Below are 12,606 nucleotides of genomic sequence, written 5' to 3'. Positions count from 1 at the left end.
GGCCCCCGAACGCTTTCGTGGCTGACGACGCCCAGGGGGGCACATGAGGCAACGCGCGAGAACGATCCTCGCGGCAAGCGCACTCGTCATCGGGACCACACTGGCCGCCATGCCCGCGGCGGCCCAGGCGCGGCCCGCCTCCGGCGCCGCACCCGGCGCCGACGAGGTACACGTCTACGACGCCGACATCACCCGCGACCAGGTCCCGCTCGTCCTCGCCGCCGGCCAGGACGCCCAGGAGCTCGCCGAACGGGCACCGCAGGCCGGGACCGCGAAGGTCGAGCTCTTCCTCACCGGGGAGCAGGCCGCGGCGCTCGCCGCCCAGGGGGTCAAGCTCGCCGAGCGCAAGCTCTCCGCCCAGGGCCTGGCCCGCACCAAGGCCGCCGGCGACGGGGTCTTCCGCCCCTACAGCGGCAAGGGCGGCCTCCAGGAGGAGATCCTGCGGACCGCGCAGGAGAACCCCGGCCTGACCAAGGTCGTCTCCATCGGCAAGACCGTCCTGGGCAAGGACATCCTCGCCCTCAAGGTCACCAAGGACGCGAAGCGGACCCGGGACGGCGACAAGCCGTCCGTGCTCTACATGTCCAACCAGCACGCCCGCGAGTGGATCACCCCCGAGATGACCCGGCGGCTGATGCACCACACCCTCGACAACTACGGCAAGGACGCCCGGATCACCCGGCTGGTGGACTCCACCGAGCTGTGGTTCCTGCTCTCCGCCAACCCCGACGGCTACGACTACACCTTCACCTCCGACGACGCCCGCCTCTGGCGCAAGAACCTGCACGACAACAACGGCGACGGCCGGATCACCGCAGTGGACGGGGTCGACCTCAACCGCAACTTCGCCTACAAGTGGGGCTGGGACAACGAGGGTTCCTCACCGAGCCCCTCCAGCGAGACCTACCGCGGCCCCAAGGCCCGGTCCGAGCCCGAGACCGTCGCCCTCGACACCTTCGAGAAGCGGATCGGCTTCCGGTACGCGATCAACTACCACTCGGCCTCCGAGCTCCTGCTGTACGGAGTCGGCTGGCAGGTCGCCACCCCGACCCCGGACGACGTCGCCTACAAGGCCCTCGCCGGCACCCCGGAGCACCCGGCCGTCCCCGGCTACTACCCGCAGATCTCCTCCGAGCTGTACACCACCAACGGCGAGGCCGACGGCCACGCCGCCAACGCCAACGGCGTCATGATGTTCACGCCGGAGATGACCACCTGCCAGACGGCCTCCGCGATCGACCCGAACGACCGCTGGAAGCCCGAGGACTGCGCGTCCGGCTTCAACTTTCCGGACGACGAGAAGCTGATCCGGCAGGAGTTCGCCAAGAACGTCCCCTTCGCGCTGTCCGTCGGGGAGAGCGCCGCCCACCCGGACAAGCCCGTCTCCTCGGTCGGGATGAGCGCCGCCGACTTCACCCTCGACCCCTTCACCACCTCCTACGTCGCCCGCGGCGAGGACCAGACGGTCTCCGTCACCGCCCGCAAGGCGCTGGGGGACAAGCTCCTCAACTTCCGGATCAACGGCGGCCGTACGCACGACGACGAGCTCAAGGCCTGGAAGGGCGGCGACGTCTACGGCGGCGAGGACAACAACTGGTTCGACGAGTACCGGGCCAAGGTCGACGGCGCCAAGCCGGGCGACAAGGTCGAGGTCTGGTTCACCGGCCGCGACCGCGGCAAGCCCGTCTCCAGCGAGCACTTCACCTACACCGTGGCCGAACGCCCCCGCGCGGACGTCCTGGTGATCGCGGAGGAGGGAGCCAAGGCGCAGCACGCCCAGAGCTACGTGGACGCGCTGCGGGCCAACGGGAAGTCCGCCGCCGTGTGGGACGTGGCGACCCAGGGCGCCCCGCACCACCTCGGCGTGCTCTCCCACTTCCGCACGGCCGTCCACTACACCGGCGCGGGCGCCCCCGGCGGCCCCACGCAGCTGGCGGTCCGCGACTTCCTCAACGAGGGCGGCAAGCTCGTCGAGGCCGGTGAACTCGCGGGCGGCCGGGCCCAGGTCGGCCGGGCCCTGACCGACGACTTCAGCCAGTACTACCTCGGCGCCTACACCCGGGCCACGACCAAGGGCCCCAGCGGCTTCACCGGCGCCGGCGCCCTCGCCGGAGCGGGCGGCGCCCTCGGCGACGCCGCCGGCAACCCGCTGAACACCCCCGGAGCCTTCAGCGTCACCTCCGACTCCCTGCCGCCGGCGCAGTTCCCGCAGTTCAAGAGCGCGCAGGCGGGCCAGTACGCCGGCATCGTGAACCCGTACGCCCCCTACTCGGGCACCGGCATGGCGTCGGCCACCCACGAGGACGACGACTGGAAGCGCCTCACCCGCACCGTCGACCTCACCAAGGTCACGGCCGCCGACCAGCCGAAGCTGAAGACGGCCCTCAACTGGAACACCGAGCAGGGCTACGACCACGCCGTCCTGGAGGCCCACACGGTCGGCGCGGAGGACTGGACCACACTTCCGGACGTGGGCGGCTTGAGCTCCACCACCGTCCCGGCGGAGTGCGGGGCCGGGTTCCTCGTCAACGACCACCCGTTCCTGCGCCACTACCTCACCGTCGGGAGCGGCGGCTGCTCACCGAGCGGAACCAGCGGGGCGTGGAACAGCTTCACCGGCTCGTCCGACGGCTGGAAGCAGGTCTCCTTCGACCTGAGCCCCTACGCGGGCAAGACCGTCGAGGTCTCCCTGTCGTACATCACCGACCCGGGTTCCGGCGGCCGCGGCGTCTTCGCGGACGACGCCCGGGTCTCCGTGGGCGGCACCGACCAGGCCGTGGAGGGCTTCGAGACCTCCCTCGGAGCCTGGACCGCCCAGGGTGCCCCTGCCGGAAGTCCTGACGTCCCGGGAGATTGGTCCAGGACCGGAGAGCTGTTCAAGTCCTACGCGGCCGTCACTACGCGTGACACGGTCCTGTTCGGCTTCGGGCTGGAACACCTCCCGGCCGCGGCCGACCGCGCCCTACTGATCGGTAAGGCCCTCCGCGCCCTGAACGGCTGATCAACGACCCCTCCGGCGCTCACGTTGAGTGACCGGGACCAAAGCCCCCCGGGGTCCCTTGCCACGGCAGTGGTCCAGGCCCCGGGTGGGTACCCCCGCGAAGCGGGGGAGTGTCAGTCCCCGGTCGATTCCACTCCGAAGCTCACGGAGAGGTAGGGTCGTAAGCGGTCGGGGACATCCCATACAGCTCGCCGGCGGGACAGGCCGGCGCACCAACGAGGAGATCGGTTCGTGACGATCCGCGTAGGCATCAATGGTTTTGGCCGCATTGGCCGCAACTACTTCCGGGCGCTTCTCGAGCAGGGGGCGGACATCGAGGTTGTCGGTGTCAACGACCTGACGGACAACGGCACCCTGGTGCACCTGCTCAAGTACGACACCATCCTGGGCCGTCTGAAGCACGACGTCTCCCACACCGATGACACCATCACCGTGGGCGACATGACCTTCAAGACCTTCGCCGAGAGGGACCCCGCGAACCTCCCCTGGGGCGAGCTGGGCGCCGACATCGTGATCGAGTCCACCGGCATCTTCACGAAGAAGGCCGATGCCGCCAAGCACATCGCGGCCGGCGCGAAGAAGGTCCTCATCTCGGCCCCGGCCAAGGACGAGGACATCACCATCGTGATGGGCGTCAACCAGGACAAGTACGACGCCGCCCAGCACCACGTGATCTCCAACGCCTCCTGCACCACCAACTGCGTGGCGCCGATGGCCAAGGTCCTCGACGAGAACTTCGGCATCGTCAAGGGCATGATGACGACGGTCCACGCGTACACGAACGACCAGCGCATCCTGGACTTCCCGCACTCCGACCTGCGCCGCGCCCGCGCCGCCGCCGAGAACATCATCCCGACCTCCACCGGTGCCGCCAAGGCGACCGCGCTGGTCCTGCCGCAGCTCAAGGGCAAGCTCGACGGCATCGCCATGCGCGTCCCGGTCCCCACCGGCTCGGTCACCGACCTCGTCCTGGAGCTCTCCCGCGAGACCACCAAGGAAGAGATCAACGCCGCCTTCCAGAAGGCCGCCGAGGGCCAGCTCAAGGGCATCCTCGACTACACCGAGGACGCGATCGTCTCCTCCGACATCGTGAACTGGCCGGCTTCGTGCACCTTCGACTCCTCGCTGACCATGGTGCAGGACGGTACGCAGGTCAAGGTCGTCGGCTGGTACGACAACGAGTGGGGCTACTCCAACCGCCTCGTCGACCTCACCGTCTTCGTCGGCGGTCAGCTCTGAGAACGTAGGGCAAGGCAACACCATGTGAGCACAGGGTCCGCTCGGCGCGATGAGGCGCCGTACGGGCCCTGTCGCTTGCCCCGTCCCATCCGCCCTGCACCTGTAACAGCCCTGTATGGGGACAAGGAGTAGAAACACATGAAGACGATCGACGAACTCCTCGCGGACGGCGTCGCCGGCAAGCGGGTCTTCGTACGCGCCGATCTCAACGTGCCGCTCAAGGAAGGCGTCATCACCGACGACGGCCGCATCCGCGCCGTCCAGCCCACCATCGCCAAGCTCGCCGAGGCGGGCGCCCGCGTGGTCGTCGCCTCGCACCTGGGCCGCCCCAAGGGCACCGGCACCGAGCCCGACTTCTCCCTCGCCCCCGCCGCCAAGCGGCTCGGCGAGCTGCTCGGCGCGAAGGTCGCCTTCGCCACCGACACCGTCGGATCCTCCGCCCGGGAGACGGTCGCCGCCCTCGATGACGGCCAGGTCGCCGTCATCGAGAACCTGCGCTTCAACGCCGGCGAGACCTCCAAGGACGAGGCCGAGCGCGTGGCCTTCGCCGAGCAGCTCGCCGAGCTCGCCGACCTCTACGTCGGCGACGGCTTCGGCGCCGTCCACCGCAAGCACGCCTCGGTCTTCGACCTGCCCAAGCTGCTCCCGCACGCGGCCGGCTACCTCATCGCCACCGAGGTCGGCGTCCTGAAGAAGCTGACCGCCGAGGTCAAGCGCCCCTACGTGGTCGTGCTCGGCGGCGCCAAGGTCTCCGACAAGCTCGCCGTCATCGACCAGCTCCTCGGCAAGGCCGACCGCATCCTCATCGGCGGCGGCATGGCGTACACCTTCCTCAAGGCCAAGGGCTACGAGGTCGGCATCTCCCTCCTCCAGCAGGACCAGATCCCGACGGTCACGGAGTACATGGAGCGCGCCGAGAAGAACGGCGTCGAGCTGGTCCTCCCCGTCGACATCCTCGCCTCCGCGGACTTCCCCGACATCAAGGGCGGCACCCCGGCCGACTTCACCACCGTCGACGCCGACCAGATCCCCGCGGACAAGGAGGGCCTGGACATCGGCCCCAAGACCCGCGAGCTGTACGCCTCGAAGATCGCCGACGCCGAGACCGTCTTCTGGAACGGACCCGTCGGTGTCTTCGAGCACCCCGATTACGCGAACGGCACCCGCGCGATCGCACAGGCCCTCGTCGACAGCGAGGCCTTCACCGTGGTCGGCGGCGGCGACAGCGCCGCGGCCGTCCGGATCCTGGGCTTCGACGAGAACGCCTTCGGTCACATTTCCACCGGTGGTGGCGCCAGCCTCGAATACCTCGAAGGCAAGACGCTCCCCGGCCTCGCCGCCCTGGAGGGCTGAACCACAATGACGTCTGTCGAAAACGGCCGCACCCCGCTCATGGCGGGCAACTGGAAGATGAACCTCAACCACCTCGAGGCCATCGCCCACGTCCAGAAGCTCGCCTTCGCGCTCGCCGACAAGGACTACGACGCGGTCGACGTCGCCGTACTCCCGCCCTTCACCGACCTGCGCTCGGTCCAGACCCTGGTCGACGGCGACAAGCTGAAGATCAAGTACGGTGCCCAGGACATCTCGGCCCACGACTCCGGCGCCTACACCGGCGAGATCTCCGGCCCGATGCTCGCCAAGCTGAAGTGCACGTTCGTGGCCGTCGGCCACAGCGAGCGCCGCCAGTACCACGGCGAGACCGACGAGATCTGCAACGCCAAGGTCAAGGCCGCCTACCGCAACGGGATCACCCCGATCCTCTGCGTCGGCGAGGGGCTCGACGTCCGCAAGGCCGGACAGCAGGTCCCGCACACCCTCGCCCAGGTCGACGGCGGCCTCAAGGACGTCCCGGCCGAGCAGGTCGAGTCCATCGTGATCGCCTACGAGCCCGTCTGGGCGATCGGCACCGGCGAGGTCGCCACCCCCGAGGACGCCCAGGAGGTCTGCGGGGCGATCCGCGGCCGCCTCGCCGAGCTGTACTCCCAGGAGCTGGCCGACAAGGTCCGCATCCAGTACGGCGGCTCCGTCAAGTCCGGCAACATCGCCGCGATCATGGCCCAGCCCGATGTCGACGGCGCCCTGATCGGCGGCGCGGCGCTGGACGTGGACGAGTTCGTCAAGATCGTCCGCTTCCGCGACCAGTGAGTATGCGGTAGGGCCGATCCGTCGTACCCTTGCGGGGGCCGGGGGCCGCGTACGCGCGGCAGCCGGCCCCGCTTCCTCTCAGCAAGCCCAGAAAAAGTAGGAGTCAGCCGTGGTTATGGGGTTCTCGATCGCCCTGATCGTCTTCAGCGCTCTGCTGATGCTGCTCGTGCTGATGCACAAGGGCAAGGGCGGCGGCCTTTCCGACATGTTCGGCGGCGGCATGCAGTCCTCCGTCGGCGGCTCCTCCGTGGCGGAGCGCAACCTCGACCGCATCACGGTCGTCATCGGCCTGCTGTGGTTCGCCTGCATCGTCGCGCTCGGCCTGCTCATGAAGTCGAACGGCAGCTGACGGTTCCGGCCATTTCGCCCGGCCCGCTCGGTCTTTACGTAAACTGAGGCGCCCACAGCGGGTATACCCTCACGCTGGGCGGCACCATCACGCAGGGAGTTACGACCGTGGCAAGTGGCAACGCGATTCGTGGAAGTCGGGTCGGAGCCGGGCCGATGGGCGAGGCCGAGCGCGGTGAATCCGCGCCCCGCCTGCGCATCTCCTTCTGGTGCTCGAACGGGCACGAGACGCAGCCCAGCTTCGCCAGCGACGCACAGGTCCCCGACACCTGGGACTGCCCGCGCTGCGGCTTCCCCGCCGGCCAGGACCGGGACAACCCGCCCGCGCCGCCGCGCACCGAGCCGTACAAGACGCACCTCGCCTACGTCCGCGAGCGCCGCACCGACGCCGACGGCGAGGCGATCCTCGCCGAGGCCCTCGCCAAGCTCCGCGGCGAGATCTGAGACGGCTTCGGCCGGGCCACGCTCGAACGTGACTGGGGGCCCGGCCCGTGGGAGTACGAATCCCGCGGGCCGGGCCCCTTTGTGTGCGTTGTCCCCCTTCGGATCCCTTAGGTTGGAGGTGGCGGGGCACAACAGGACGGAAGAAGTGGGTTGATGTCCGAGATGAACGCGGAAAGCCGTACGAGGCTCAACCGGCTGCCCGAGTGGAACGCGCTCGGCAAGCACCGGGAAGAGCTGGGGCAGACGCATCTGCGGGAGCTGTTCGAGACGGATCCGGAACGGGGCACCGGATACACCCTGCGGGTCGGCGACCTGCACATCGACTACTCGAAGCACCTCGTCACCGACGAGACCCTCACGCTGCTGCGCGAACTGGCCGCGGCGACCGGCGTGAGCGAGCTGCGGGACGCCATGTTCCGAGGCGAGAAGATCAACGTGACCGAGGACCGCGCGGTCCTGCACACCGCGCTGCGCGCCCCCGCTGACGCGGTCGTCGAGGTCGACGGCGAGAACGTCGTCCCCGCCGTCCACGAGGTCCTCGACAAGATGGCGGCCTTCTCCGACCAGGTCCGTTCGGGGGAGTGGACCGGCTTCACCGGCCGGCGCATCAGGAACGTCGTCAACATCGGCATCGGCGGCTCCGACCTCGGTCCGGCGATGGCGTACGAGGCCCTGCGCGCCTTCACCGACCGCTCCCTGACGGTGCGTTTCGTCTCCAACGTCGACGGCGCCGACCTCCACGAGGCCGTACGGGACCTGGACCCGGCCGAGACGCTGTTCATCATCGCGTCCAAGACCTTCACCACCATCGAGACCATCACCAACGCCACCTCGGCCCGCCAGTGGCTGCTGGCCGGCCTCGGCGGGGACCAGGCCGCCGTGGCACGGCACTTCGTGGCCCTGTCCACCAACGCCGAGAAGGTCACCGAGTTCGGCATCGACCCGGCCAACATGTTCGGCTTCTGGGACTGGGTCGGCGGCCGCTACTCCTTCGACTCGGCCATCGGGCTCTCGCTGATGATCGCGATCGGCCCGGACTCCTTCCGGGAGCTGCTGGGCGGCTTCCACACCGTGGACGAGCACTTCCGCACCGCGGCGCCCGAGGACAACGCCCCGCTGCTGCTGGGCCTGTTGGGCATCTGGTACGGGGCCTTCTTCGACGCCCAGTCGCACGCCGTGCTCCCGTACAGCCACTACCTCTCCCGTTTCACGGCCTACCTGCAGCAGCTGGACATGGAGTCCAACGGCAAGTCCGTGGACCGCGACGGCAACCCGGTGGACTGGCAGACCGGCCCCGTGGTGTGGGGCACGCCCGGCACCAACGGGCAGCACGCGTACTACCAGTTGATCCACCAGGGCACCAAGGTGATCCCGGCGGACTTCATCGGCTTCGCCCGCCCGGTCGCGGAGCTGGAGCCGGAGCTCAAGGCCCAGCACGACCTGCTGATGGCCAACTTCTTCGCCCAGACCCAGGCCCTGGCCTTCGGCAAGACGGCCGAGGAGGTGCGGGCGGAGGGCGTCGCCGAGGCGCTCGTCCCGCACAAGACCTTCCAGGGCAACCACCCCACGACGACGATCCTCGCGGGTGAGCTGACCCCCGCCGTGCTGGGCCAGCTCATCGCCCTCTACGAGCACAAGGTGTTCGTCCAGGGCGCGGTGTGGAACATCGACTCCTTCGACCAGTGGGGCGTCGAGCTCGGCAAGGTGCTCGCCAAGCGGGTGGAGCCGGCGCTGACGGAGGGCGCGGACGTCCCGGGCCTGGACCCGTCGACGCGGGCCCTGGTGGCCGCCTACCGGGAGCTGCGCGGGCGGTAGCGGGAACGGCGGAGCGCCCCGTACCGGTCGGGCGACCGGGACGGGGCGCTCGTCGTTTCCCGGCTCAGGAGGAGGCCGGCGGGTACAGCCCGGAGGGGAGCTTGGCCGCGGCGGCGCGGTCCAGCAACCAGAGCGTGCGGCTGCGGCCGTAGGCCTCGGCCGCCGGGGCCTGCACCCCGCCCGCCCCGCCGAGGGCGATGGCGACCGCCCCCGCCTTGTCCTCGCCGGCCGCCAGCAGCCACACCTCACGGGCCGCGCGGATCGCGGGGAGGGTGAGCGAGACGCGGGTCGGCGGGGGCTTGGGGGCGCCGTGGACCCCGACGACGGTGCGGTCGGTCTCACGGGACGCGGGGTGCTCGGGGAACAGGGAGGCCACGTGGGTGTCCGGGCCGACGCCCAGCATCAGCACGTCGAACCGGGGGACCGGGCCGTGGTCCTCGGGCGTGGCCGCCCGCGCCAGCTCGGCGGCGTACGCGGCCGCGGCGGCGTCCACGTCGGCGCCGTACGGGCCGTCGGAGGCGGGCATCGCGTGAACCCGCGCCGGGTCCACCGGGACGGCGTCCAGGAGGGCCTCACGGGCCTGTACGTGGTTGCGCTCGGGGTCGTCGGCGGGGACGTAGCGCTCGTCGCCCCACCAGAGGTCGATGCGCGACCAGTCGATCGCGTCCCGGGCGGGGGCCGCGGCGAGGGCCGCGAGGAGGCCGTTGCCGTTGCGGCCGCCGGTCAGGACGACGGAGGCGCTGCCGCGGGCGGCCTGCGCGTCCACGATCTTGGTGATGAGCCGGGCGGCTGCGGCCTGGGCCATCAGCTCCTTGTCCCGGTGGACGACCACCTGGGGAGTCGTCATACCCATGTGCTGCCGCCTTCTCGGTAGTTCTGGTGGTGCGCTCAAACGCCGCGCGGGCTGTTTACGGCCCCGCCGGCGTTTGAGGCGCGGGGGTCCGGGAGCGGAGCCCCTGGGGGCACCTCCCAGCGGTAGCTGGGGGAGGAACGGGCGAAGGGCGGGGCGGGGAGAGGAACCCCCCCGCCCCGCCCCCGGCGGACCGGCTACTTCGCCGAGGCCCGCTTCGACGCGCGCGCCGGCTTGGCGGCGGCCGGCTTCTCCGCCGGAGCCTCCGCCTCGGCGGGAGCCGGAGCCGCCGGCGCCGCCGGAGCCTCGGCGGACAGCCGGGAGACGCCGAACTTCAGGGACGCCTCGTACGTGTTGTCCGGGTCCAGCCGGCGCAGCTCCTCCGCCAGCAGCTCGGCCGTCTCACGCCGCTTCAGCGCCACCGCCCGGTCGGGCTGCCCCGGCATGCACAGCGTGGCCAGCGAGCCGTCCGCGCGGTCCAGGACGATCGAGCCGTCCTTGGTCTCCATGCGCACGGCGGTCAGCCCCGGCCCCCCTGACAGGGTCCGGTTGACCGGGACCCCGAGACGGTCCGCCAGCCACATGGCCAGCAGCTCGCAGCTCGGGTTCTCGTCCTCGCCCTCGACGGTCGCCGAGACGACCGGCGACAGCGTCACCTGGTCCAGCGCGGCGGCCAGCATCGAGCGCCACGGGGTGATCCGGGTCCAGGACAGGTCCGTGTCACCCGGGGCGTACGCCGCCGCCCGGGCGCCGAGCGCCTCGATCGGGTGCTCGGAGGAGTACGTGTCCGTGATCCGGCGCTGCCCCAGTGCGCCCAGCGGGTCGCCCGCCAGGTCCGCCGGAGCGCCCTCCGGCCACCAGACCACCACGGGGGCGTCCGGCAGCAGCAGGGGCAGTACGACGGACTGGGCGTGGTCGACCAGTTCGCCGTGCAGGCGCAGTACGACGGTTTCGCCGGTACCGGAGTCCGCTCCGACACGGATCTCCGCGTCGAGCCGGGCTTCGCGGCGGCTGCGCGGGGAGCGGCTGACCCGCTTGACCACGACGACGATCCGCGAAGGGTGTTCGTGGGAGGCGTCGTTCGCCGACTTGAGCGCGTCGTACGCGTTCTCTTCGTCGGTCACGATCACCAGCGTGAGGACCATGCCGATGGCCGGCGTGCCGATGTCCCGGCGCGCCTGCACCAACGCGGCGTTGATCTTGCTGGAGGTGGTCTCCGTGAGGTCGATCTTCATGGCCGGCGCCAGCTCCGTCCGTCTCGTGCGAGCATCTCGTCCGCCTCGACCGGCCCCCACGTGCCCGCCGGGTACTGCGCGGGCTTGCCGTGCTTGTCCCAGTACTCCTCGATCGGGTCGAGGATGTTCCAGGACAGCTCGACTTCCTGGTGGCGCGGGAAGAGGTTCGCGTCGCCGAGGAGGACGTCGAGGATGAGCCGCTCGTAGGCCTCGGGGCTGGACTCCGTGAAGGACTCGCCGTAGGCGAAGTCCATCGTGACGTCCCGGACCTCCATGGAGGTGCCGGGCACCTTGGAGCCGAAGCGGACCGTCACGCCCTCGTCCGGCTGGACCCGGATGACCAGGGCGTTCTGCCCCAGCTCCTCGGTCGCGCCCGATTCGAACGGCAGGTACGGCGCCCGCTTGAAGACCACCGCGATCTCGGTCACCCGGCGGCCCAGGCGCTTGCCCGTGCGCAGGTAGAACGGGACGCCCGCCCAGCGGCGGTTGTTGATCTCCAGGCGGATGGCCGCGTAGGTGTCGGTCTTGGAGTTCGGGTTGATCCCGTCCTCCTCCAGGTACCCCTTGACCTTCTCGCCGCCCTGCCAGGCCGCCGAGTACTGGCCGCGCACGGTGTGCTTGCCCAGGTCCTCGGGGACCTCGACGGCGCTGAGCACCTTCAGCTTCTCCGCCACCAGGGCCTTGGGGTGGAAGGAGCCGGGCTCCTCCATCGCCGTGAGCGCCAGCAGCTGGAGCAGGTGGTTCTGGATGACGTCACGGGCGGCGCCGATGCCGTCGTAGTAGCCGGCCCGGCCGCCGATGCCGATGTCCTCCGCCATGGTGATCTGCACGTGGTCGACGTACGACCGGTTCCAGATCGGCTCGAACATGGTGTTGGCGAAGCGGAGCGCCAGGATGTTCTGGACGGTCTCCTTGCCGAGGTAGTGGTCGATCCGGAAGACCTCGTCCCGGGGGAAGACCTCGTGGACGACCTGGTTGAGCTCTTCCGCGCTCTTGAGGTCGTGACCGAAGGGCTTCTCGATGACGGCACGCCGCCAGGAGCCCTCCTTCTGCGCCAGCCCGTGGTTCTTGAGCTGCTGGACCACCTTGGGGAAGAACTTCGGCGGCACCGAGAGGTAGAAGGCGAAGTTGCCGCCCGTGCCCTGGGCCTTGTCGAGTTCGTCGATCGTCTGCTTGAGCGTCTCGAAGGCCGCGTCGTCGTCGAACTCGCCCTGGACGAACCGGCAGCCCTGCACCAGCTGCTGCCAGACCTCCTCACGGAAGGGGGTGCGCGAGTGCTGCTTGACGGCCTCGTACACCTCCTGGGCGAAGTCCTCGTCCTGCCACTCGCGGCGGGCGAAACCGATCAGCGAGAAGCCCGGGGGCAGCAGGCCGCGGTTGGCGAGGTCGTAGACGGCGGGCATGAGCTTCTTGCGCGACAGGTCACCCGTAACGCCGAAAATCACCAGGCCGGACGGTCCCGCGATGCGCGGGAGCCGCCGGTCCTGTGCGTCACGAAGCGGGTTCGCTCCGTTCACCGACAAAAT

The 12,606-nt window shown here is 70.2% G+C and carries 10 protein-coding genes; 7 read left to right on the top strand and 3 right to left on the bottom strand.

What is annotated here, in order from left to right; genetic code table 11:
- Positions 1–43 precede the first annotated feature (43 nt).
- The 7 genes from ACFY0O_RS06770 to pgi all read left to right on the top strand — a co-directional run bounded on the left by ACFY0O_RS06770 (position 44) and on the right by pgi (position 8,995).
- Entirely contained in the window at positions 44–3,001 is a 2,958-nt protein-coding gene (locus tag ACFY0O_RS06770) for a M14 family zinc carboxypeptidase (protein ID WP_388943657.1), read from the top strand.
- 231 nt (positions 3,002–3,232) lie between these two features.
- On the top strand, positions 3,233–4,240 hold the full coding sequence (gap, locus tag ACFY0O_RS06765; protein WP_358893148.1) for a type I glyceraldehyde-3-phosphate dehydrogenase: 1,008 nt from the start codon (positions 3,233–3,235) through the stop codon (positions 4,238–4,240).
- A gap of 138 nt (positions 4,241–4,378) precedes the next feature.
- On the top strand, positions 4,379–5,593 hold the full coding sequence (locus ACFY0O_RS06760) for a phosphoglycerate kinase (RefSeq protein WP_388943652.1): 1,215 nt from the start codon (positions 4,379–4,381) through the stop codon (positions 5,591–5,593).
- Positions 5,594–5,599: 6 nt separating this feature from the next.
- A complete protein-coding gene (gene tpiA / locus ACFY0O_RS06755; RefSeq protein ID WP_358893146.1) occupies positions 5,600–6,388 on the top strand; it encodes a triose-phosphate isomerase in 789 nt (262 codons plus the stop codon).
- 115 nt (positions 6,389–6,503) lie between these two features.
- On the top strand, positions 6,504–6,737 hold the full coding sequence (gene secG / locus ACFY0O_RS06750) for a preprotein translocase subunit SecG (protein WP_358893201.1): 234 nt from the start codon (positions 6,504–6,506) through the stop codon (positions 6,735–6,737).
- A 107-nt stretch (positions 6,738–6,844) separates the two neighbouring features.
- The gene (locus ACFY0O_RS06745) at positions 6,845–7,180 is read left to right on the top strand and encodes an RNA polymerase-binding protein RbpA (protein ID WP_007263454.1); all 336 of its coding nucleotides are present in this window, start codon (positions 6,845–6,847) and stop codon (positions 7,178–7,180) included.
- Between the two features lie 162 nt (positions 7,181–7,342).
- Positions 7,343–8,995, top strand: coding sequence for a glucose-6-phosphate isomerase (pgi, locus tag ACFY0O_RS06740; RefSeq protein WP_388944504.1), 1,653 nt, complete (start codon positions 7,343–7,345; stop codon positions 8,993–8,995).
- Between the two features lie 64 nt (positions 8,996–9,059).
- On the opposite strand, the gene pgl is transcribed toward pgi, so the two are convergent.
- The 3 genes from pgl to zwf all read right to left on the bottom strand — a co-directional run bounded on the left by pgl (position 9,060) and on the right by zwf (position 12,606).
- Positions 9,060–9,842: a 6-phosphogluconolactonase gene (gene pgl, locus ACFY0O_RS06735; protein WP_358893145.1), complete on the bottom strand. Its 783-nt coding sequence runs from the start codon at positions 9,840–9,842 to the stop codon at positions 9,060–9,062.
- Between the two features lie 200 nt (positions 9,843–10,042).
- Positions 10,043–11,080, bottom strand: a complete 1,038-nt coding sequence (gene opcA, locus ACFY0O_RS06730; protein WP_388943648.1) for a glucose-6-phosphate dehydrogenase assembly protein OpcA — start codon at positions 11,078–11,080, stop codon at positions 10,043–10,045.
- Entirely contained in the window at positions 11,077–12,606 is a 1,530-nt protein-coding gene (gene zwf, locus ACFY0O_RS06725) for a glucose-6-phosphate dehydrogenase (RefSeq protein WP_388944501.1), read from the bottom strand. The genes opcA and zwf overlap by 4 nt, the downstream gene beginning before the upstream one ends.

It is taken from the genome of Streptomyces sp. NPDC001594, from assembly GCF_042893675.1.
GTDB lineage: Bacteria > Actinomycetota > Actinomycetes > Streptomycetales > Streptomycetaceae > Streptomyces.
This window is presented reverse-complemented; position numbering and strand designations above follow the sequence as displayed.